The sequence below is a fragment of the Sphingomonas sp. M1-B02 genome (genome assembly GCF_026167525.1).
Classification (GTDB): Bacteria; Pseudomonadota; Alphaproteobacteria; order Sphingomonadales; family Sphingomonadaceae; genus Sphingomonas.
The window spans coordinates 1665449-1687129 of record NZ_CP110679.1; the positions used below are offsets into that span (position 1 = coordinate 1665449).

18 protein-coding genes and 1 pseudogene are annotated in these 21681 nt (G+C 61.0%); 10 read left to right on the forward strand and 9 right to left on the reverse strand.

Annotation, left to right across the window (positions count from 1 at the left end):
- Positions 1-239 precede the first annotated feature (239 nt).
- On the forward strand, positions 240-380 hold the full coding sequence (locus OKW87_RS07985) for a DUF6894 family protein (RefSeq protein WP_265543726.1): 141 nt from the start codon (positions 240-242) through the stop codon (positions 378-380).
- A 610-nt stretch (positions 381-990) separates the two neighbouring features.
- Here OKW87_RS07985 and OKW87_RS07990 read toward each other — a convergent pair.
- A complete protein-coding gene (locus tag OKW87_RS07990) occupies positions 991-1713 on the reverse strand; it encodes a Crp/Fnr family transcriptional regulator (protein ID WP_265543728.1) in 723 nt (240 codons plus the stop codon).
- Between the two features lie 969 nt (positions 1714-2682).
- Complete coding sequence (locus OKW87_RS07995) at positions 2683-5538, reverse strand: PAS domain-containing hybrid sensor histidine kinase/response regulator (protein WP_265543730.1); 2856 nt, start codon at positions 5536-5538, stop codon at positions 2683-2685.
- A 457-nt stretch (positions 5539-5995) separates the two neighbouring features.
- Between OKW87_RS07995 and OKW87_RS08000 the strand changes: the two genes are divergently transcribed.
- The 8 genes and pseudogenes from OKW87_RS08000 to OKW87_RS08035 all read left to right on the forward strand — a co-directional run bounded on the left by OKW87_RS08000 (position 5996) and on the right by OKW87_RS08035 (position 13843).
- Positions 5996-6976 carry a sensor histidine kinase gene (locus OKW87_RS08000; RefSeq protein ID WP_265543732.1) on the forward strand — a complete coding sequence of 327 codons (981 nt, stop codon included), beginning with the start codon at positions 5996-5998 and terminating at the stop codon, positions 6974-6976.
- A gap of 310 nt (positions 6977-7286) precedes the next feature.
- Complete coding sequence (locus OKW87_RS08005) at positions 7287-8195, forward strand: LysR family transcriptional regulator (RefSeq protein ID WP_265543734.1); 909 nt, start codon at positions 7287-7289, stop codon at positions 8193-8195.
- Positions 8196-8309: 114 nt separating this feature from the next.
- Entirely contained in the window at positions 8310-9539 is a 1230-nt protein-coding gene (locus OKW87_RS08010; RefSeq protein WP_265543736.1) for an MFS transporter, read from the forward strand.
- Positions 9536-10639: an alpha/beta hydrolase gene (locus tag OKW87_RS08015; RefSeq protein ID WP_265543737.1), complete on the forward strand. Its 1104-nt coding sequence runs from the start codon at positions 9536-9538 to the stop codon at positions 10637-10639. Before OKW87_RS08010 ends, OKW87_RS08015 begins: the two co-directional genes overlap by 4 nt.
- Entirely contained in the window at positions 10636-11151 is a 516-nt protein-coding gene (locus tag OKW87_RS08020) for a (R)-mandelonitrile lyase (RefSeq protein ID WP_265543738.1), read from the forward strand. Before OKW87_RS08015 ends, OKW87_RS08020 begins: the two co-directional genes overlap by 4 nt.
- Before the next feature lie 182 nt (positions 11152-11333).
- Positions 11334-11649: pseudogene (locus OKW87_RS17535) on the forward strand (cyclophilin-like fold protein).
- A 409-nt stretch (positions 11650-12058) separates the two neighbouring features.
- Positions 12059-12955: a nucleotidyltransferase domain-containing protein gene (locus tag OKW87_RS08030; RefSeq protein WP_265543741.1), complete on the forward strand. Its 897-nt coding sequence runs from the start codon at positions 12059-12061 to the stop codon at positions 12953-12955.
- A 180-nt stretch (positions 12956-13135) separates the two neighbouring features.
- On the forward strand, positions 13136-13843 hold the full coding sequence (locus OKW87_RS08035) for a DUF899 family protein (RefSeq protein ID WP_265543743.1): 708 nt from the start codon (positions 13136-13138) through the stop codon (positions 13841-13843).
- A 339-nt stretch (positions 13844-14182) separates the two neighbouring features.
- Here the strand turns inward: OKW87_RS08035 and OKW87_RS08040 are convergent, their stop codons facing one another.
- The 5 genes from OKW87_RS08040 to OKW87_RS08060 form a co-directional block, all read right to left on the reverse strand.
- The gene (locus tag OKW87_RS08040; protein WP_265543745.1) at positions 14183-15478 is read right to left on the reverse strand and encodes a hypothetical protein; all 1296 of its coding nucleotides are present in this window, start codon (positions 15476-15478) and stop codon (positions 14183-14185) included.
- Positions 15479-15486: 8 nt separating this feature from the next.
- Positions 15487-16242 (reverse strand): hypothetical protein, encoded by a 756-nt coding sequence (locus OKW87_RS08045; RefSeq protein WP_265543746.1) that lies wholly within the window; start codon positions 16240-16242, stop codon positions 15487-15489.
- Positions 16242-16925, reverse strand: coding sequence for a C39 family peptidase (locus OKW87_RS08050; protein ID WP_265543748.1), 684 nt, complete (start codon positions 16923-16925; stop codon positions 16242-16244). Before OKW87_RS08050 ends, OKW87_RS08045 begins: the two co-directional genes overlap by 1 nt.
- A 55-nt stretch (positions 16926-16980) precedes the next feature.
- The gene (locus OKW87_RS08055) at positions 16981-17379 is read right to left on the reverse strand and encodes a hypothetical protein (protein ID WP_265543750.1); all 399 of its coding nucleotides are present in this window, start codon (positions 17377-17379) and stop codon (positions 16981-16983) included.
- Positions 17380-17441: 62 nt separating this feature from the next.
- The gene (locus OKW87_RS08060) at positions 17442-19103 is read right to left on the reverse strand and encodes a beta strand repeat-containing protein (protein ID WP_265543752.1); all 1662 of its coding nucleotides are present in this window, start codon (positions 19101-19103) and stop codon (positions 17442-17444) included.
- 396 nt (positions 19104-19499) lie between these two features.
- Here OKW87_RS08060 and OKW87_RS08065 point away from each other — a divergent pair, with 396 nt between their 5' ends.
- Positions 19500-20549 (forward strand): hypothetical protein, encoded by a 1050-nt coding sequence (locus tag OKW87_RS08065; RefSeq protein WP_265543754.1) that lies wholly within the window; start codon positions 19500-19502, stop codon positions 20547-20549.
- A 459-nt stretch (positions 20550-21008) separates the two neighbouring features.
- Here OKW87_RS08065 and OKW87_RS08070 read toward each other — a convergent pair whose 3' ends face one another.
- Positions 21009-21263, reverse strand: a complete 255-nt coding sequence (locus OKW87_RS08070; RefSeq protein ID WP_265544052.1) for a hypothetical protein — start codon at positions 21261-21263, stop codon at positions 21009-21011.
- Positions 21264-21311: 48 nt separating this feature from the next.
- Complete coding sequence (locus tag OKW87_RS08075; protein WP_265543756.1) at positions 21312-21548, reverse strand: DUF3253 domain-containing protein; 237 nt, start codon at positions 21546-21548, stop codon at positions 21312-21314.
- Positions 21549-21681: the final 133 nt, after the last annotated feature.

Below are 21681 nucleotides of genomic sequence, written 5' to 3' on the forward strand. Positions count from 1 at the left end.
GGGACAAGGCCTAAGCAGGCCCGATTTTTGTTGGGTGACGATCTCCAGGCAGGGCTCGCGAAATTCCGGATACTGTGCACGAATTTGCGTTAGCGACCTCGAGATTCTCATTCATTAGAGCGGCTCGATTCTCGCTTCCTAGGAAAATATAGTATGTTACCAATACTCATCGTCAGCGGGGAAACGGAGGCTGACGGCTAAGAGACAGACGGCGCTCTTCCGATATGGAAGGGTGCTGGATGCTTTTCTTTTTCAACATGGCTGGTGCCGTTTATGATCCTGACCTTGAGGGGGTCGAACTTGCGAACATTTCCGATGCTCGGATTATGGCAGTCCAGTTCGCCGGCGAAACCTTACGGGAAAGGCCGCAGCTGGTGTGATCAGGTGAGGAGTTCCGAGTCGAAGTAACGGACGCGGATCAGATCCTACTTTTTACGATTATCTCGTTAGGCATCGACACGCCGGCCGGGAAAGGGAGATAGGGATTCGAACCTACCAGTCGGAATTTGCTTGGGTCGATCGGCCCGATCGGGTTTGATGGCGACGCAGACGCCGTGCAAATCGGTCAAGTCAGAGCGTGATAGCAGTCTCGATCTACTGCTTTCGGGCACATGAGCCATGTTGCGCGGTCCGGGTAACCGTTAGCAACTCCGGGGGCAGGCGGTTCGACTGAGGCCGGAGAATAATTTTACCTCTGCATCCGATTGTTTACGCTTGTTAATAATCCGCCACTGCCATGAGCCTATTGTTTCCGTGCTGGGGTTAAGGGCGGCTTCAGCCAAATCGGTCGCGGCTTCGCCTTGGGCGCTTCAAAATGCACGAATCAAAAAACCACTACGATTACTACGTTGCTCGTGCATCAGCGTCGCACGCTAAGGCACAGCAATCCATGGATCCCCAGATTGCTGCGATCCATGCCGAATTCGCTGCTCGATACGATTTGTTGGTGGCTGACTTCGGCCCGAGGGACGATACCAGAGAGACAGGCTATCAGCCCGTGTGACGCAAACGCCGGTGGAGATAATTCTCGTCGAAACCGGCGATCTGGACCAGCTTGACCGGGTTCAGAATGATGACGCTGCCACGCTTGATTGCCATTGCGCCCGCCAACCGCAGTTCCTTCAGCACCCGGTTGATGTGGACCGCAGTCATGCCTAGTGCGTCTGCAAGGACGACCTGAGAGAGCGGCAAGGCAAACTCACCATCGCCAGCCAGTCCGATGTTGCGCGCCCGCAGGTAAAGTTCACAGATTAGATGAGCCAGGCGTTCGGTGGAACTGCGCCTTCCCATACTGACGATCCAGGCCCGCATGATGCCTTCGTCCACGAGTTGGGCCAAATACATCGCCGATGCGATATTCGGATGGTCGCGCATTAACGCCTCCATCTCCGATCGGGATACCGTAGCTACCATTGCGGTGGTGACGGCTTGGATGCTGTGGTCCATCTCGGCCAACAACTTGATGTGCAGGTCGCAAGCATCGCCTGGCATCAGGAATGCCATGATCTGGCGCGCGCCGCTTGGCAGTATTTTATAGCGGCACACCCACCCTTCCAGCACCACAAACATGGGCCCGGTCTCATCACCTTCTCGGATAAGGTCCTGTCGAGCAACGTACCGGCGAGGACGGGCCGTGGCGGCTTCGAGCGCCGCGGCATCGGCCTCCGTCAAGTTGGCCAACCCACTCAGCTTCTGGACGAACGAGTTAGCCATAAGCCACTCTAACATATGATGTCTTGCAGACATATTGATGAATGTTATTGTCCAATATTGTTGTACATTGTGGTGATAGCTTGAGATTCGCTTAGCAAACGATCACCGTACACACGTCCCAGGCGTCGGCGGTGAGAGTCGATGTGCTCTCGCCTGAGGTAAAGGCGTAACGATGCCCATAATGTGGCGATCCTACGAAATATTGCTGGCCATAGCCGCATCGCTCAGGACCGATGGCGGGACCGACCCTATCTCGCCACGCTTGGTACTCTGATCATGTGCCACGTGCTCATAATCCAAGATGAATGGCTGATCGCAGACTATCGTTCATACCTCGCAGAACGAGCAGGCGGAACGTCGATCGTAATCGTTTGCACAGAGGATGAGGCAGTCCTGTCCGCGCATGAGCGGCTTCCCGACATCATTCTTTCAGACGTTAACCTCTTTGCTGGCACGGGCCCCATGCGGTCGAGACAATCCTCTCCGAACTGGGCAAAATCCCAGTCATTTTCATCACCGGAAACCCCGAGGCTTGCGACCCGTGTGCGCCTCCCGGCGTTATACTGATCAAGCCGATCGACCCCGTGCACGTGATGGACGCATTCAAACGTCTGGCCCGCACTTAAACATTCTGCCACCGGCGGTGAGAAAATCGCCCCGCGAGACTTCCTTCCGCTTAGAGGCATCGCGCGTCGGCCCGCGAACGTCTGAAACTCGGGCGCGTTGCCGACAGCCAGCATTCTTTTAGCGGCCCTGCAGCTCCTGGGCCGCTTGCCAATGGGCAGCTTCGGACGGCTAGATCTCGATAGCGAACCTCAATTGCTGCAGGTCAGCGACGGCGGATGTGGGCATTGGTGCCCAGCTCACCGGGAGATGGATCGGCGAAGCACCATAGGAAGGATGGGCAGACTACTCGGTGAAGCACGGTGCTTATCGCGTGGCTACGTCCTGCCGGTTCAGTTAGGAACTCTACCCTTGAATTAGCTCCCTAATGCGGGTTGCTAGCACATCCATCGCGAATGGTTTCGTCAGAACGTGCATCCCGGGATCGAGATGACCATGGCTAAGGACCGCGTTCTCAGCGTATCCGGTGATGAATAGAACCTTCAAGCCGGTCCGAACGGCACGAGCCGCATCGGCCACCTGCCTCCCGTTCAGCCCCCCCGGGAGGCCGACATCTGTAACTAATAAGTCTATTCGCAAATCTGAATTAATGACCTTCAGGCCAGCAGCGCCGTCCGCCGCTTCGATCGCCGTATAGCCAAGGTCCGTGAGCACCTCGGCGACTAACATCCGCACGGTCGGCTCGTCATCCACCACTAGAACCGTCTCGCCTGCCTCTGCGCGCGGTGCTGACTCGACATTGAGCTCGACGCCATCTGCTTCAGCATCGCCGAGGTGGCGAGGCAGGTAGATGCACACCATGGCCCCTTGCCCAAGCTCAGAATAGATGGCCACCGATCCGCCGGACTGCTTGGCAAATCCATATATCATGGAAAGACCAAGCCCGGTTCCCTCTCCAATCGGCTTTGTAGTGAAGAACGGGTCGAACGCCTTTGCGATTACGTCCGCGGGCATCCCCGTACCAGTGTCGGAGACGCAGAGTGAAATATACTGGCCGGGATCTAGGCCGCGCTGCTCCGCCATCCTCTGATCCATCCAGCGATTGCTGGTTTCGATGGTGATCCTGCCTCCTTCGGGCATTGCGTCGCGAGCGTTAATGCACAAATTCAGGACCGCGTTCTCGAGCTGGCTAGGATCAATAAGGCTTGGCCAGAGCCCCACCGCATTCACGGTCTCTAATTCGACGGACGGGCCAACCGTGCGCTGGATCAGATCTGCCATTCCCGATACGAGCTGGTTTACGTTAGTGGGCTTGGGGGCCAGAGTCTGCCGGCGCGAGAAGGCGAGGAGACGATGCGTCAGGGCCGCAGCTCGTTTAGCTGCCCCCTGCGCAGCGACGATGTACCGCTCGACATCCTCCGTCCGACCCTGCGTGATCCGGACCTGCATCATTTCAAGGCTGCCTGAAATGCCTGTGAGCAGGTTGTTGAAGTCATGAGCAAGGCCACCAGTGAGCTGACCAACAGCTTCCATTTTCTGCGCCTGGCGAAGGGCGTCCTGTGCAGCCACCAGGTCAGCCGTGCGCTCCGACACCCGCATCTCAAGTGTCTCGTTCAGATCTCGAAGCGCATTCTCTGCATGTTTCCGCTCAGTGAGATCGAGCATCGCGCCGATCATGCGAGTGGCCGGTCCCGCTTCGTCCCTGAAGACGTGCCCCCGGTCAAAGACGTCGGCATACGTGCCGTCACCGCGGCGAAAACGATATTCCGCCGCCCAATGATCGCCCGCACCGTCGATTACTTGATGGATTGCCACGCTGACCCGTTCTCGGTCTTCTGGGTGAATGTTCTCGATCCACCAGGCCGCTGTGGGTTCGACCTGATCGTTAATGTATCCGAACAACACTTGCACCGCCTCGTTCCACTCGACACGGTTAGTGGCCAGGTCCCAGTCCCAGATCGCGTCGTTTGTCGCCTTGGCGGCGAGGCGATAGCGCTGTTCGGTTTCGCGCAATGCGGCTTCTGCCGCCCGTCGCTCAGTCTCGTCTCTCGCAATTTTGATGAAGCCGGCAATCTCACCGTCCGCATCGTGGAGCGGCCGAACCGACCCGTTGGCGAAGAACCGCGAGCCGTCACGGCGAATGTGCCACCGCTCGTCGTTGGCGCAACCCGCGTCTCTAGCGGTTGCAAGTTCGCGAGTGGGAACACCATTCTCTCGGTCTTCAGGCGTAAAAAGGATGTCAGCGGTCGCGCCTGCCATCTCATCGCTTCGCCACCCGAAAACAGTCTCGGCCCCGGGCGTCCAATCGAGAACCCTATTCTCGGTATCGACGGTGAAGATACAATAATCCTTCACACCCTCGAGGATTCGGCGAAAGCGCTCCTCACTCTCGCGAAGCTCGGCTTGGGCACGCCGTGCCTCAGTGGCGTCATGACCTTCGACGAAGATACCGATCACTTCATTTGCGTCGTCAGTGATGGGTTCGTAAATGAAATCGAGGAAAAGCTCTCTCGACGCGTCTCCGTGTCGATCGAGCACAACCCGGACATGAGTAGCAACGAAGCGTTCGCCCGTTCGGTAGACTTGGTCGAGCCGCTCGTAAAAGCCTTGGCTGCTCAACTCGGGAAAAGCCTCACGCACCGTCTTCCCGACGAATTCGCGGTCGCCGAACAGACGGCGATAGGTGGCATTGGCAAATTCGAATACGTGCTCGGGGCCATGCAGGATCGTGATGAATCCCGGTGCCTGTTCGAACATTTGCCGCTGGCGTTGCGTGTCCGCCTCGCGGCGGCGATCCGCAAGGACCTGCTCGGTGATCTCGGTGCACGCGCAGAAGAGCCCCTCCACCACACCGCCGTCACCTCTGATCGGCGTGTAGGAGAAGGCAAAATGCGCTTCCTCCACATAGCCGCGCCGATTCATCATGAGGGTAATGTCGTCCATATGGACTGGCACCCCGCCATAGGCCTGCGCCACGATCGGGACCAGGTCCGCCTTGATTTCAGACCATACCTCAAGAAAGCAGCCACCAAGCGCGCCGGGATGTTTGTTCGCCAGAATGGCAGCGTAGGCATCGTTGTAGAACAGGATTTGCTCACTGCCCCACGCTATAAACATCGGCTGATTGGAGCCGAGCACGACCCCGACGAGAGTTTTAAGTGGCGTCGGCCATTCCGCAGGATGTCCCAACTGCGTATTGTTCCAGTCATAGGCACGTATGGCTGCCCCCATTTGGCCGCCATCAACAAGGAAACTCAGCATCTTAAAACTCGCAGAGTTGCGCGTATCGAAGGGGTCAATACGCGAAGGGGAGATCAAGACAATCGGAGCCCGAGCGCTTCGCAGTCCTCGACGCTCGTGCGAGGCCCCCCGCATTTGCAATCTTCGTAAAAGCGCGTGAGGATGAATTTGGGTCCATTTCATCCCGCGGGTAGCATTTAAGATGCGCTCTCGTCGCAACGCACTCTTGCGGCGTTGTATATATCCTACCTAGAATTGGGTCTGCTGCGGATATGCCGAGGCCGAGGACATCGCATCGGACCAGGAAACAGGGTGAATTGGGTTCAGCCGCGCGCTAATGGCGTGGGAAGCCTAGCTGGCGGAAGCGCTTCTCCGCGGTGCTCGCGTAATTTGCTTGGCTTGCACCCCATCATTCAATCGCACACTACCTTGTTGTTTGGCGCGGGAGGGCAGACGGTTGGTAGCCAATGATTCGAGAGTGTTGATTCAGCCGGACGAGCGACTGAAGGTAGCTGTTGACGCAGCGTGCGTCGCTGTGTGGGCGTGGCACGTCGATTCGGACAAGTTTTCGATGGATGAACGCGCCTTCGAACTCTGGGGGTTGCCCCAGGCGGATGAAGTTACTTTCGAAGAGCTGTCGGTTCGCATCCATCCCGTCGACAGAGACAGGGTCCGCGCCGCCTTCAACGCAACTCGGTCGATAGAGGGGTCTTACGAGATCGACTTTCGCATCTGCCTGGAAGGCGAAGTGCGCTGGATTGCAGCGCGAGGAAGGGGTGCCGACGACGGCATTCTTGGCCGCGTTATGCACGGTATTTTCCTTGATGTTACCGGTCGCAAGCAAGCCGAGGAGGGCAGCGAACTACTTGCTGGGGAAATGAGCCACCGGGTCAAAAACCTGCTGACCATTGCCACCGGTCTGACCCAGATTACCGCCCGCTCAGCCACATCAGTCGAGGAAATGGCCAAAAAGCTGACCCAGCGCCTGACTGCGCTTGGGCGAGCACATGACTTTGTGCGGCCGCTGCCGAACGAGCAGGGCAAGGCTGCGCTGCTTGGCGATCTTTTGTCGATCTTGCTCGCTCCTTACGACGAGACGGCGGCTTTCTCCGGTCGCATTCGTGTTGCAGTTGCCAGGATGGGCGTAGGGGAGAAGGCGGCGACATCGCTTGCGATGGTAATTCACGAGCTGGCCACTAATTCCGTAAAATATGGGTCGTTGTCCGCAGAAACCGGCTTTCTCGACGTTTCGAGCAAAATGGACGGCGATTACATCTTGGTAACGTGGACGGAGACGGGCGGACCTTTAATCGCAGATGCCAAGGCTTTAGAAGGCTTCGGAAGCAAGCTAATCGCCCGCAGCGTGTCGGGCCAGCTCGGCGGGGAGCTGATCTATGACTGGCAAAAAAGCGGTCTAGTAGTAACCGTTCGTATGCGCCGCGACCGGCTTGAAACATAGTCTGTCGGCCCACCGCACCAGCGGGTGATTGCAAAGCCGCAAGCCAGCTATCTAGGGTTGCCTACCGGGCAGATAACTCGAGGCAGCTTTCGGGACCGGAAGCTCGGAAGCCGAGCGGCGGAAATTGGGCGCTTTGCTGCCCGGGCCACCAAATGGGGCCGTCGACGATCGTCCGGTTACCAGCACCAAATAAACAAGCGGACCCACCGGGCGCCATCCGCGCTAGGCGGCCGCCGCTGGCAGGCACGATGTATATTGAGCAGGCTTCAACAGAGTTGTCATTTGGAAGCTGCGCGGGCAGTTTGCTGTGATGCAGATCAGCCGGACAGACCTTGCCGACTTCAGCTACTTTTTGGCGATCGCCAGGCATCGGAGCTTCCGGCGCGCCGGGCTTGAGCTCGGTGTCAGCGCGTCCGCACTGAGCCATTCTCTCAAGGGCCTGGAAACCCGGCTCGGCGTGCGCCTGCTGAACCGGACGAACCGCAGCGTCACGCTCACGGCCGCCGGCGAAGAGCTTGTTGCCAAGATTGGCGAGCCGTTTGATGCAATCGGCTCGGCCGTCGAAGCGCTGAACCGCTATCGGGTCGAACCCACGGGTCGCATTCGCCTGAACGTGCTGGAACACGCGGCAACCTTACTCCTCGGCCCTGTCCTCCCGGCCTTCGTAGAGCGTTATCCCGACATTCAGATCGATGTCGCCGTCAGCAACCATTTGGTCGACGTCATCGCCGAGGGGGCCGATGCCGGTATCCGATATGGCGGGACGGTCCCCGAGGACATGATCGCGCAGCGCCTCTCGCCCGACATCCGGTGGGTTGTCGTAGCCTCGCCTGCCTACCTCGAGAAGCACGGCACGCCCGTGCACCCTCGCGACCTGCTCGAGCATCGCTGCCTCCGCATCCGCCTTGGGGATGACAGCATCTACCAATGGGAGTTCGAAAAGAAAGCCGAGGAACTCGCGATCGACGCGCCCGGCGCTATCACCTTCGACGAGACCCAGTTTGCACTGAGCCTCGTCAGGGGCGGCGCCGGCCTAGCCTACCTTCCCGAGCCTTCGGTGGCGTCCCTGGTCGCCGGCGGCGAGTTGCGGACCGTCCTCGCCGATTGGGCTTCGATTGGGCCGGGATTCCACATCTACTATTCGGGACGTCGCCAGCTGCCGACGGCTCTGCGCCTGCTGGTCGAACTCATCAGAGAGATGCGCCCGCTCGGACTTTGACATAGGATTGATGAGCTAGGCTCATCGCACCATCAACCAGACACCGGCTAATCCTAGGCCTCTCCTGGACCATATAGAACCCTGAAGGCTCAATCACGTAGCCCGGGACTAACTATGGCCAGCACCACCGAAACAGTATCGATAGGCCCCGCGCTTGCGGCACCCGCTTCGCAGATCGGGAGTTGGGGAGCGGTTCTGGCATTGACCTTGTGCGTCGCCACTCTGATCGCTTCCGAGTTCATGCCGGTCAGCATCCTCAGCCCGATCGCGTTTGATTTGGGGGTCACCGAAGGTGCCGCCGGACAGGCCATCTCCATGTCGGGATTGTTCGCGGTCCTGACCAGCCTCAGCATATCCTCGCTCGCGGTCGGGATCGATCGCCGCCGGCTGTTGCTCGGTCTTACCGCGCTGATGCTGGTGTCGGGACTGATGGTCGCGCATGCCCCGACCTACCTCATGCTGATGGCTGGCCGGGCGTTGCTCGGCATATCCGTCGGCGGCTTCTGGTCGATGTCCGCCGCCACGGTCATGCGTCTGGTGCCTCAGGATAAGGTACCTAAGGCGCTGGCGCTTCTTAACGGCGGCAATGCGCTTGCCACCACCATCGCCGCACCGCTCGGGAGTTTCCTTGGCCAGTACATCGGCTGGCGAGGTGCGTTCTTGATTGTCGTTCCGCTCGCGGCGACGACGTTCGTCTGGCAATGGCTGACTCTGCCATCGATGCCGTCGGTACGCTCCTCGGCAAGAGAGAGCGCCCTCAGCGTTCTGCGCCGGCCCAAGGCGCGTTTCGGCATGGCCGCGATCGCCTTGCTGTTCATGGGCCAGTTCGCGCTGTTCACCTATCTGCGGCCGTTCCTCGAGCATACCACCGGAGTGAGCGTCTCGCTCCTCTCAGCCATGCTCCTTGCGATGGGCTTGGCGGGTCTGGCCGGAACTTGGCTGATCGGTCGAGTTGTTGCCTGGAGCCTGGCTACCACGCTGGTTGCAGCCCCCCTTGTCATGGCCCTCTTGGCCCTGGCCCTCATTCCCCTCGGCTCGATGCCCATCCCCACGGCCGTTCTACTTGCGGGCTGGGGATTTGTCGGGACCGCATTGCCGGTCGCCTGGTGGACGTGGCTCAGCCGCACGCTTCCCGAAGAGGCTGAAGCTGCCGGGGGGCTGATGGTCGCGGTCGTTCAGCTCGCGATCACCGTGGGAGCCGGCGGTGGCGGCCTGTTGTTCGACGCCTTCGGCGCCCGGGCGACCTTCCTGGCAGCTGCCCTCCTGCTCGTTGGCTCCGCGCTGCTTGGCTGGGCCGGCGGCCGCTCCTCCGCTCCAATCCCCATCAAAGAAATAAGCCTATGACAATCGATCCACGCCGAAGCGCCCGACGGCTCGCCACGTCGCGCAGCGCCGGCGCCGCGCTCGCCCTCGGCCTTCTAACCGCCGCCGCCATTCCCGTCTCAGCAAAGGCTCAAGATATTTCCAACAATGCCAACAATTTTTATGTCAGCGAGCAGGTGACGGTGCAGAAGGTCACCTTCAAGAACCAGTACGGCCTGCGCGTCGCCGGTAATCTCTTTATGCCGAAGACCCTCGACCGCAACGCCAGCAATGCTGCTATCATTGTCGGCCACCCAATGGGTGCAGTGAAGGAGCAAAGCTCCAACCTCTACGCCACCAAGCTTGCCGAGCGTGGTTTCGTCACCCTTTCGCTCGACCTGTCCTTCTGGGGCGAGAGCGAGGGCCAGCCGCGCAATGCCGTCGCCCCCGAGATGTATGCCGAGGATTTCAACGCCGCTGTCGATTTCCTGCGGACCCAGGCGTTCGTGGATCGGGAGCGCATCGGCGTGCTCGGCATCTGCGGCAGCGGTAGCTTCGTCATCAGCGCAGCCAAGATCGATCCACGGATGAAGGCGATTGCCACGGTCAGCATGTACGACATGGGTTCGGCAAGCAGGAACGGGCTGCGCCAGGGCCAGTCACTCGCCCAGCGCAAGCAGATGATCGCGGCGGCGGCCGAGCAGCGGGACGTCGAGTTCGCTGGCGGCAAGATCGAATATGTCGGCGGAACCACGGATCAGCTGACTGCGGAGACCGACCCGATCCAGCGCGAATTCTATGATTTCTACCGCACCCCGCGCGGCGAGTTCACGCCGAAGGGATCCACCCCGCTGCTCACGACGCATCCCACGTTGACCAGCAGCGTCAAGTTCATGAACTTCTACCCCTTCAACGACATCGAGACGATCTCGCCGCGCCCGATGCTGTTCATCACCGGCGATCGGGCGCACTCGCGCGAATTCAGCGAGGACGCATTTCGCCGGGCTGCCGAGCCCAAGGAACTCGTGATGGTACCGGGCGCTGGCCATGTGGACCTCTACGACCGCGTAAACCCGATCCCGTTCGATCGGCTGGCATCGTTCTTCACCACCACCCTCCCGACGACAGGAGCAGCAAAGTGAGCAGCCTTCTGACCATCCGCGACCGCGCCGCGCCCGTTTTGGCCATGCTTGCCGCCATCGGCATGACCTCGACTGCAATCGCCCAAGAAAGGGCACCTACCATGGAAGTGACACGCAAAGCCGACCAGAAGACCATGGCCGGCCCGGCGGAGTGGTTTACCGGCAAGGTCACGATCACCGGCTCGTTCCAGCGCCCTGACCCGTCCCGCGTTGGCGGTGCCATCGTCCACTTCGAGCCCGGCGCTCGGACCGCCTGGCACAAGCACCCGCTGGGCCAGACCTTGATTGTCACCGAAGGGGTGGGTTGGACCCAAATCGAGGGCGGCCGGAAACTCGAATTCTATGCCGGCGACGTGCTGTGGAGCCCGGCCGACCATAAGCATTGGCACGGCGCCACGCCTACGGCGGCCATGACTCACATCGCCATTCAGGAGGCACAGAACGGCTCACCGGTAACGTGGATGGAGCATGTCACCGACGAACAGTATCTCGCCGGGCCGACGCATCCGTGAGAAGCGACGGTCGAATGGCGATCATGCTTGCCACTGGCATCCTCGGCGCTGCGTGCAGCGCCGAGGAGCGAACTGCCAGCCCGACGGCTCGCACGAAAGACACAGCGCCAGAAAGCCAAGTGAGCCCCAAACCCAAGCGGGCAAAGCAGGGAGATCGAATTCTCATCTCGTCGGATCGGGGGATGCTCACCGCCGAACTAGCCGATAACGATGCTGCTCAAGCGCTGGTGAGAATGCTGCCGATCACAATCGAGATGCGTGATCATCTGCGGCGGGAGAAAACGGGAAATCTACCCTTCGCCCTTGCCAGAGATGCCGCGGAAAGTGGATTTTTCGACAGGAACGGTGGGGCTGTGGGGGAGCGATGATTTCGTCATCTATTACCGTAAAGGTCAGCTACCCCCGCCTGGTATCGTTGTTCTCGGTCAAGTGATTGGAGACCTTTCGAGCTTCGAGCGAGACGGTCCCGTAAACATTCGCGTTCAGCGCGCGAACTAATGGTTTGTCATTCTCAAACACCAGTGCACACCAAGCGAGGATGGCAGCTTCTAAGAAGATCGTTTGCATCGACGAAGGTCCAGATGGAAGCGCGTTGCCGACAGGCAGCTCATGATACAGGCGGTCCGGCCGATTGTAGGGCGAGTCCCCACAGGCGGCATTTCCCGTGCAAACGCCGAAGCGGACCTTGGAAATCGTTGAGCTACCGAAGGGTCTCGACCACATCCCTGTGGGCGCTCGTGCGTGCGCGGCCTGGATTTGGTAACGGGCTCGATATCGCCGACGTCCCGCAGGCTGCATGACGGCGGTTCTGCCCGTCTGCCCTATGACGGGACGGCTGGGCGCCGCGTACCACCGGGCGCATTAAAACGGTGCGCTGATCCCCCTGCCCCGCTAGAACCTCGCACCGATGCGCACCGACCTCGATCATCTGCCCGCCGCCAAGCGTCACGAACTCGCGGCGATCGTGCGCATCCTTTTCGCCGAGTTTGAGGACGCGCTTGCGGGCCGCAACGCTCCCCACCGAAAGGCAGGGCGGATCCTCAAGATCATCCTGTTCGGCTCCTACGCCCGCGGCGACTGGGTAGCCGATCCCGTCGGCGGCTATTATTCGGACTATGATCTGCTGGTCGTGGTCAACCACGACGAACTCGCCGACGTCACCGAATATTGGGCACAGGCCGACGACCATCTGCTGCGCGAGCAGACCGTGACTGGCAAATTGCGCACGCCGGTCAATTTCATCGTCCACAGCCTTTCCGACGTGAACGCCCAGCTGAAGCGCGGACGGCCGTTTTTCGTCGATATCGTCCGGGATGGCATCGCGCTCTATGAGGCGCCAGACCACCCATTTGAGCAGGCGAAGCCGCTGTCGCCAGAGGCTGCGCTGGCTGAAGCACGGGGCTATTTTGACGAGTGGTTTGCAAGCGTAGCGCCGTTCATCCGGGGAGCTTCATATGCCCAGCGGGACGGCGATCTGAAGAAAGCGGCGTTTGACCTGCACCAAGCTACAGAACGGCTATATCACTGCATCTCCCTTGTATTTACTCTTTATAGCCCGAAGAGTCACAAGCTGAACTTCTTACGATCGCACGCCGAACCGCTAGCACCCGGGCTAATCGAGGCATGGCCCCGCGACACCCGGTCCTCGCAACGAAGCTTCGAGCTACTTCGCCGCGCGTATGTGGATGCGCGGTACTCGCCCCACTATCGAATTACGGAAGCCGAACTTTACTGGCTGATCGAACGAGTCGGTGTGTTGTCCGAGCTAGTTCGACAAGCGTGCGGGGCGCGCCTGTCGCGTTGAATGGTCCCACTGAATGTCCAGCTGGCGAACCGGCCCCAACGTCGCACCCAGTATACTCAAATAGCCCCTTTACGCCCCTTGCGGCCGTTCAGCTGCTCCGACGATGCCCGGAAGCTGTTGCTTGTTCGCGTGGTTCTTTTGCTTCAGGTCACGCGTTGTCTTGGTCAGGAGACTTGAGCCATGTCGGATTCCACCACTGCGAACCTTGCTGCGCTACGCAAGCCGTTTCCGGGCGAGAGTGGCGCCTATGGCAAAGCGCGCCAGGATTTGCTCGCCGACGAGATTGAACTGCAGCGGTACATCGATCGCGTATCGGCGAAGCGACAGTCGCTCCCTGATGGTCCGCTGATCGAAAAAGACTATCGGTTCAAGGATACGAACGGCGACGACGTCGGATTGATCGAATTGTTCGGGGACCACGATACGCTTGTCACATATTTTTGGATGTACGGTCCGGAGCGCGACCGCCCCTGCCCAATGTGTACAAATCTGCTTGGTCCACTGGATGCCAATGCCAACGACTTGACGCAGCGTGTTGCTCTGGCGGTCATCGGCCGCTCGACAGTTGAGCGGCAACTCGCTTTTGCTCAGGAGCGCGGTTGGCATGCCCTCCGGTTCCATCAGACTCTAGAAGACGACTACGCGCTCGATTTTGGGGGTCTTGACCCCAAATCCGGCGCTGAATGGCCCGTGATGGCCGTGTTCAACAAGAATGGAAGTGGCGAGAACGCTGAAATCCGGCTTTTCTGGAAGGGCGAGATGACCGGCGAGATGGCCGACGAGGGCAAGGACCCGCGCGGTGGTCCTGACCTCTCGCCGTTATGGACCGTGCTTGATCTCACGCCGAGAGGGCGCGGTGATAAGTGGTACCCGAAGCTCGCTTACTGAAACATCCAATAGGCAGAAATACCTCAAGTGATTGCAGTGGGTCGATCGCACCTGGTCCGCTCTGTGCCTCAATACTGGTCGTTCGCCGAAGCGTCGGTCAAGACCGGAAGCAGCCATTCGTTAATGGCGGGGGCAATTGGGTGAATTAGGGCCCAGCCGCTTTCGGGCTGGGGCCTCAAGTTTCCGGCCGTTCATTCAGCTTCGACGCAACGCCAACTCGCGCCCTTGGTCCGGTCGCTCGGCGAGGATTCTGAGATCCCGACAGCGGTCTATTCACGGCAATGGCACGCTCCCCGTGCTGGAGCTATAACACTGCACGCGCGGGTCGATGCCAAAGCATTAGAATAAGTTGAATGTAAGTGGGATGCGCAGGCTCGTACGTAGATCGGTTGCATCTTCCGTCGCGCCTATTTCGACGTTCCAATTGAGCGTCGTCTTGGGACTGACTCGGTAGCTCATGCCGAACAGCAGGCGTCCGAGCTGCAGGTCGCGGGTGAGCACGGTCATCGGGTCGCTGAGCACGCCGTTCTGCGGGTTGATCGTTTGCAGACGCGTCTCGGTGCCGTTGACGATGGTGAGCGCATAGCCGAGGCTGAATGAGGTCCGCGGGTTGAGCGACACCGCAATGCCGACGCTCGCCGACGGCGCCCCGCCCGGGCTGACCCGGTCGACAAAGGCGCTGCCGATCGTCCCGCCGATCTTGCGGCTGAAATTATAGGTGTAGCTCATGGTGCCGAACAAGACAGCGGGGTCGGTCGGCAATACGGCGGTGAGGTTCGGGGTGACTCCCCAAAAGCCAGCGCCGGTCGCGGCCTCCAGCGGATTACCAAGCGCGTCCCGTGGGACCGCAAACGGATCGGTGCCGGTCGGGGCCACCGCCTGCACCCCCGCGATCAGATAGGGTAATCCGCCGCCGCCGTCGGTGACCTGGTACCGCATCCCGAAATCCACGTCGCCGAGATTGCCGTTGGTAATCGAGCGGTCGGTCCCGGTCTGCGCATTGCCGTTGTTGACGACCGGCGCGAGCGTCGACTGGTCCGACCGGCGGACATAAGGCAGCCGCCCATTGATCTCGAAGCGGCTGCTCACGCCGAGCCGAGCGACGATCGCCGCCGTCATCACATTCTGGCGGCTCTCGTTGATGTCGAAGGCACCGATTAGCACCGCCTCGGGAATTGCCACACCGCGAAACACGACGCGGTTGCGATCTGCATGGGCATATTCGAACGCGCCCTCAATCGTCAGCCGGCCGCTGCTCGTGATGATCCCGCCCTGATCGGCGAGCACCGCGACCTCGACCTGCCGCTGGTCGGTCGGCGCCTCGCCGACGGCCATGACCTCGCCGGCCTGCCTCGCGGAGGGCGGCGGCGAGGGCGGCAGCGGCACTGCGGTCGGGCTGTTCGAAGCAGCTTCCGTCTGCCCGTCGTTTGCCGGTATCCTCGCAACAAGCTGCGCTTCAAGCGCCTGTAGCCGCATGCTTTGGCGATCGATTGCCGCACGCTGCTCCTCGATCAGCGCGCGTTCGGCCGCGATTTCCTTGCGCAGCGTCGCAACATCACCAGAAACGGACTGCGCCGAAGCGACCCCGCTCAATCCGATCGCGGCGCCGAGAGCCGTGCCGAGCAATAGCTTCATTTTCTCTCCTAAAGTCCGCCGGGCGCGCGAACGAGCACGGACTCGACCGCCATGCGCTGGGCGGCGAAGGCCCCCGCCAGCAATTGCGGCGACACGCCCTGCAGTTCGACGTTGATTGCACTCACGGTCTCGATCGAGCGATTGTCGGCGGCATTGGCCACGACGATGCCGGTTGCACTACCTACAAGCTGGCGGATCTCTAGACTGGGTGAGGCGAGGATCACCGCCGCCCCCGTGTCGCTGGTCTCGATCCGGAAGGCGCCCGGTGCGGCCGCAACGGAGGGGCCGTTGGCGGTCACCGGCACCGGGGTTTCCCCCTGCCCCGACGGCCAGGTCTCGGGCCCGCTATTGACCACGTTGACGTTGCTCGCATTGATCGACCGGCCGGGAACGATCGTCGTCCCCGCCGGCGACCGATCGACCGTCACGATTGGGATCCCGCCCGATGAACTGGTCCGTACCGTCGTCGCTCCGGGCGGCAGTGGCACCTGGTTGGTACCGTTGGTGAAAACGCGGATGCCCGCATTAGGCCCGTCGCTGGTATAGACGGTGTGAAGGACAAGCACTCCGTCAACGCGCGTCTGAATGTCGATGCCGATCGCGACATTGAGCCCGTTGGGCAGTTCGACGCCGCCGCGCATCTGCGCGAGCAACGTGTCGGGAACTCGCTCTGCGGTGGCGATGCAGGCGGTAAGACAGGCATCGATCTCGACCGGCGCGGTCGCGCCGAGACTGAATATCAGCAGAAGACCGGACGCGAGCATCAGAATTCCCTCGGTAACGGTGCGGGCAGGTTGAGCGGGCGGGTCAGCGCCAGCCCGGCGAGGTCGAGCGCCTCGGCTTGTGCATAGAAGCGCCCTCGCGGGGCGCGGGCGAGATCCGGCGAGCTATTGAAATTGCCGCCCGCGCTCCTGCCGTTGATGACGAAAAACACGCCGTTCCACTGCCTAGCGAATGTCGCGGCGTCCTCGCGGCGTAGCCCTAGAGAGGGGTCGCCCAATAGCAAGGTCCGGCCTTCGAACCCCTTGACGACGACGAAGTGCTTGTAGCCGTTGAAGTCGATCAGCGCGATGCCGGGGGTGCCGGCCTTGGCGATCTGATCGAGCGTCACGCGATAGCCGTCGGCTGCGATCCCGCGCGCGGCGAGATATCGCTTCATGTCCAACAGCGAAAAGCCGAGTTTGCGAATCTGGTCCTGCTCGCCATCGCGGAACATGTCGATGAACACGGTCTGCTCGGTCTGCCGATCGCCATAGTGGTAGCGCAACAGCGTGGCGAGCGCCGCCGAACCACAGCTAAAATCATATTGCTGGCGCACCACGGTTTCGAAGCGGCGCCCGAGCAGCGACGTGACCGGCAGCTGGAAATCGAGCACCCCGCCCGAGGCAAGCCGGCTGCCGCGTTCGGGTAATGGCGCGCTCGCGCAGCCGCCGAGGGCCGCCAGCATCGCTAGCATCGCCGGCGCCGCGCAACGCGAAGGAAGGTCCCGCGATCGCATACGATCAAGGCTGGATCGCGATATTAACGTTGAGCGAGGCGTTGATCGAGACGTTATTGCCGGTGTTGACGCTGAGTAGCGACAGCCCGTTCATACTCGAGAAGGAACGGTCGTCGAAACGGATTGCGCCGGTCTGCGACTGGCCGGAAACCGAATTGTTCGAGACCGTGCTGGTATTCTGCGCACGGACCACCATTGCAAGGTCCGCTTGGCCGGTCACCGCGCCCAGGTCGGCGCTTGCGATCGGCTTGGCCCCGGCAAAATGCGAGTCGGCGGGGCCCGTGGGCTGCGCGACGGCCGGCGCTGCGGGCACGGTCGGCGCGGGCTCAGGGTCCGGCAAAGCGTATGCAGGCGCGGCGTGGATGGCCGCGCTGATCAGCAACGCGCTCCAAGGTTTTTTCATCATCGGCTCCGTCGATTGAGAAGATTGGGGGAAGGCCGAAGCCTCCCCCCGCCCCGTTCTGGTTACTGACCGCCGAGATTGATGGCACCAGCCGAGACGCTCACATTCACCGCCGAGTTCTGCGATGCACCGACCCCGGTGTTCATGTTGAGCGACTGGAGGCCGGCATAGTTTTGAAAGGCGCCGGCGCCCGTGGTGAGGCTGTTGTTCGTGCCCGAACCGCTCGCGCCGCTCGGAACCGAGTAGTCGACCCGCACGCCGGTGACGTAGCTCGCCAGATTGGCCGAGGACACCACTGCGCTCGATCCGAACTGGTTGGTTGTCGCAGCCGCACCCGAACTTGCGGAAGCCGTTCCATCGAGGCGCGTCGACGAGTCGGCGTAGAATGCGTTGCCGCCGCCATTGGCAACCGAACCCGTGCCGCTGTTGGTGGCGCGGCTGGAGTTCGTCGTCGACATGTTGCGATTGTCGCTAGCCGACCCGCCGTTGTTCGCGGCAACTTGGGTACCCGATGCACTGCTCGTGGTGGTCGAGCGATCCGAATTGTCGGTGCTCGTCGTCGAACGGTCCGAATTGTCGGTCGTCGACATGTTCCGGTTGTCGCTCGCAGAGCCGCCATTGTTCGCAGCGACCTGCGCACCGCTTACCGCGCTGTTATCCGAATTGTCGACGCGGCTCGAATTGTCCGTCGACGACATGTCTCGACTATCGGTCGCGCTGCCGCTGCCGTTCGAAGCAACCTGGGCACCGTTAGCGCTGGTCGTCGTGGTCGAGCGGTCAGAATTATCGGTGTTCGTCGTCGATCGGTCGGCATTATCGGTGTTCGTCGTCGAGCGGTCGGCATTATCAGTGTTCGTCGTCGAGCGGTCGGCATTATCGTGATATGTCGACGAGCGGTCCGAATTGTCCGTCGACGACATGTCGCGGCTGTCGGTTGCGCTGCCGCTGCCGCTCGAAGCGACCTGGGCCCCGCTTGCGCTGGTCGTCGTGGTCGAACGATCCGAACTGTCGGTGTTCGTCGTCGAGCGGTCAGCATTGTCGTGATACGTCGACGAGCGGTCCGAATTGTCGGTCGTCGAACGATCCGAATTATCCGTGGTCGAACGATCTGAATTGTCCGACATGTTGCGGCTGTCGCTCGCGGAACCTCCACTGTTCGCCGCGACCTGGGCCCCGCTGGCGCTGCTGGTCGTCGCCGAGCGATCCGAATTATCGGTGTCGTGATTGGTGGTGCTGGTCGACTGGTCGCGATTGTCCGAGGCGTTCGAGCCGTTGTTGGCTGCAACCTGCGCGCCGCTGTTGGCACCCGAGGTCGAGCGATCCGACTGATCCGTGTTTGTGGTCGAGCTGAAGGTCGACTGATCGCGATTGTCGGACGCGGTCGAACCGTTGTTCGCGGCTACCTGCGCGCCGCCGTTCGAACCCGAGGTGGAACGATCCGACTGATCGGTATTGGTGGTCGAACTGTTCGACTGATCACGGTTGTCGGCTGCGTTCGATCCATTATTCGCGGCGACCTGCGCACCGCTGTTGGCGCCCGAGGTCGAGCGATCCGAATTGTCAGTATTGGTTGTCGAATTGTCGTTGTTGGAGCTGTTGGTGGCATCGCCCTGAGCGGCTGCGCCTGCTCGCGATTGGGTCGTTGCGCTAGTGCTCTGCGCGCTCGCCGATGAGGCGAAGGTCAGCGCAGCGGCCGATGCCGAAGCGAGCAAAATGAATTTCATTGGGGTACATCCTCTGTTGGGGTCGCCCCGGCTTTGTCCGGCTAAGCGAACCGCGGAAGGCACCGCGGCGCCCACATAGCTAATCGTGCGCAGGTTCGGCCGCTGCCCCAGGTTACGTAAAGTCCCTGCCCCCGGGATTGGACAACACCACCCCTAATATTGGGGTAATTAATCTCGATCATTGCTCAAAATTAGCAGAGTTTCGAATCGGTCCCGATTGCGGACAATTAAGCGGCGAACTCAATCAACTATTCCTGCTTCCTGCGACTTTCTGTCTCGATATTCGTACTATCGATGCAAGGAGGCTGCATGCTGGAGAGACAAAGGGCCGTTAGTGGGATGGACTTCGGGATGGAGCGTAATGCGGTCCCAGACGTCGACGATCTCGCCGCTGTAATGCGCGAAGTCACCCAGACCCTGGGTGGCTGTGCGTCGGTGTTAACGACGCACCCCGGCGGCACGCATCCGCCGACAGTTCTGTTCATCGATCGTCCGATCTCCATCGAGCGGCAGCAGGCCATTTTTGACACGATCGGTAGCTTCGGCACGGGCGCGCAACCAGAGAGGCATGCGTGGCGCGCTAGTGACGACGGCCTTGGCGAGGAGGTTCTGCTCATTCCGGTTGCCTCAATTGCAGGCCACAGCAGGCTGGTGATCAGCGTCTACTTCAACAACCCGACCGACGAGCAGCGCCAAAAGGCCGAACACGTCTATCTCCAGCGGCATCCGTTCGCGATCGGCTATTTCAAGCTCTGGCAGACTAACCGGATTTGGCGCCAGCGCTGCGGCATTTTCGAATCGGCGCTCGACCAGACGGACACGGGTGTGATCTTCCTAACGAAGCGCGGGGAGGTCGTGTTCGCCAACGAGGCCGCGGAGACAATCCTGTCGACGGGCGATGGCCTGCGGCGTAACCATGGTTCGGTCGCGGCAACGATCATCGCGGAAAGCATGAGTCTCCAAGTGGCGCTCGAGCATGTCGAGGCAATTAATGCGCAGCGGTCCGCGGTCAGAGCGCGGTCCGCACCAGTGCTCGCCTTGCATCGTGATTCGGGTCCGCCGCTGATCGTTTCGCTGGTCGCCGCCGAAACGTCAGCAGTCGAAGCGTCGGACGTCGCGGTCATCATGTACGTCGTCGATCCGCAACTAAGCACCGCCAAGATGCTAGCGCCCGTTTGCCGCCTATATCAGCTATCCCCGGTGGAGACCGATCTCGTCTGTCACCTTGCGCAGGGCAAGGCACTTTGCCGAGCCGCTGAATCGATGCACATCAAGGAGCAAACTGCGCGAAGCTACATGAAACAGATCTATCTCAAGACCAAGACCAACCGGCAGACCGAACTTGTCGTGCTGATGCTGTCGAGCCTAGTGCGAATGAAGGACAGTATTGTTCAGGAGGCGCTGTCGGTTACGGTCCGCATGAACGGCAGGCATTCCTCGATATGACATGCCAGCGGGCACAGCCGGCCTGGGTCGGCTCGCGGCCAGCGCTCTAGACAAAATATACGGTCGACCAGCGAGTTGTGCCGAATGACTTCAACTTAGCGTACGTTCGTAAATCGGGGACGCGTTACAGCGCGCCGAACGACCGAGATTGGGGCGCTTAGAGGCCTTGCAGGGCCAATATGAACGAGCGTCCGCTTCTGGAAAGCGGGAACGGCCATAGGAGCGTCCGCTTGTGGGTCGCGCCTGCCTCTTCGCGGCGACTCAGCTTTTAGGCAGGCAGTCTACGATGCCCTGCCCCGAGCCGGGCAAAATCAACCGGATCGTCCATACGCAGGTTTGGCGCCGCTAGCCTCGACGATCACAGCAGAACTGGCGCGACTGAAGGTGGCACGCTGAAACTCCACGCTGCCGCGGTGGCGCCCTTGTGGTCCGGATCGACCTGCCCGCAGGTGAAGGGCGTCAGTGTTCGGTGAGTTCGACGACTTCGAAATCAAAGCGCTTCCACCCGTGCCGCCTAGCCGCCTGTTCTGTCAGCGCCGCCTTGCTCGCGGCCTCTTTCGCGGAGATGGCGTGGCCCCAGAACACCTCGGTTTTGCCGTCGTGCAGATGCGCGACGATGCGCCAATAATGTGTGAACGGTGCGGCGGTAGGGCCGATCGTCTTCACGTAGCCGTCGGCCATCGCCGCGGTTAGGTAGCGCTTCTTTCTCGCCATTGCCGCGCGATAGCGCAATGGCGACGGGCGCGGGAGAGGATGCTGACTTCAATCGGCGTCGAGACGACCGATCCTGTATGGTCCCGATCGCGTTGCCAGCGGTTGTCCCTTCCAGCTCAGCCGTACCAGCCCGTCGCGAACCAGCCCATCTATCGCGGCGTGGACTGCGGGCATCGCGCCGCGCCAGTCTGGCGCGATCGCGCGCGCGACCTCGCTCGGGCAGAGTGTCGCGTCCAGTTCGCGGCGCGCGAGCAGAGACAAGGTAGTGGCTCTTGGATCGGTCATTCCGACTGCGTCGGCCCGGCACGCTACGCGGTCAAGCCGAAGAAGGAGCTAGCTGCTTTACTCAGGCGGCCGTGCGACGCGATTTGACTAATGGGTTTTGCGCCCGGGACCAATATGAATGGGCGTCCGCTTC

Excerpts from the sequence above, each read along its gene's own strand:
- OKW87_RS07985 (WP_265543726.1), top strand. The coding sequence starts at position 240 with ATGCTTTTCTTTTTCAACATGGCTGGTGCCGTTTATGATCCTGACCTT.
- OKW87_RS07990 (WP_265543728.1), bottom strand. The coding sequence starts at position 1,713 with ATGGCTAACTCGTTCGTCCAGAAGCTGAGTGGGTTGGCCAACTTGACG.
- OKW87_RS07995 (WP_265543730.1), bottom strand. The coding sequence starts at position 5,538 with ATGCTGAGTTTCCTTGTTGATGGCGGCCAAATGGGGGCAGCCATACGT.
- OKW87_RS08005 (WP_265543734.1), top strand. The coding sequence starts at position 7,287 with ATGCAGATCAGCCGGACAGACCTTGCCGACTTCAGCTACTTTTTGGCG.
- OKW87_RS08010 (WP_265543736.1), top strand. The coding sequence starts at position 8,310 with ATGGCCAGCACCACCGAAACAGTATCGATAGGCCCCGCGCTTGCGGCA.
- OKW87_RS08015 (WP_265543737.1), top strand. The coding sequence starts at position 9,536 with ATGACAATCGATCCACGCCGAAGCGCCCGACGGCTCGCCACGTCGCGC.
- OKW87_RS08030 (WP_265543741.1), top strand. The coding sequence starts at position 12,059 with ATGCGCACCGACCTCGATCATCTGCCCGCCGCCAAGCGTCACGAACTC.
- OKW87_RS08035 (WP_265543743.1), top strand. The coding sequence starts at position 13,136 with ATGTCGGATTCCACCACTGCGAACCTTGCTGCGCTACGCAAGCCGTTT.
- OKW87_RS08040 (WP_265543745.1), bottom strand. The coding sequence starts at position 15,478 with ATGAAGCTATTGCTCGGCACGGCTCTCGGCGCCGCGATCGGATTGAGC.
- OKW87_RS08045 (WP_265543746.1), bottom strand. The coding sequence starts at position 16,242 with ATGCTCGCGTCCGGTCTTCTGCTGATATTCAGTCTCGGCGCGACCGCG.
- OKW87_RS08050 (WP_265543748.1), bottom strand. The coding sequence starts at position 16,925 with ATGCTGGCGGCCCTCGGCGGCTGCGCGAGCGCGCCATTACCCGAACGC.
- OKW87_RS08055 (WP_265543750.1), bottom strand. The coding sequence starts at position 17,379 with ATGAAAAAACCTTGGAGCGCGTTGCTGATCAGCGCGGCCATCCACGCC.
- OKW87_RS08060 (WP_265543752.1), bottom strand. The coding sequence starts at position 19,103 with ATGAAATTCATTTTGCTCGCTTCGGCATCGGCCGCTGCGCTGACCTTC.
- OKW87_RS08065 (WP_265543754.1), top strand. The coding sequence starts at position 19,500 with ATGCGCGAAGTCACCCAGACCCTGGGTGGCTGTGCGTCGGTGTTAACG.
- OKW87_RS08070 (WP_265544052.1), bottom strand. The coding sequence starts at position 21,263 with ATGGCGAGAAAGAAGCGCTACCTAACCGCGGCGATGGCCGACGGCTAC.
- OKW87_RS08075 (WP_265543756.1), bottom strand. The coding sequence starts at position 21,548 with ATGACCGATCCAAGAGCCACTACCTTGTCTCTGCTCGCGCGCCGCGAA.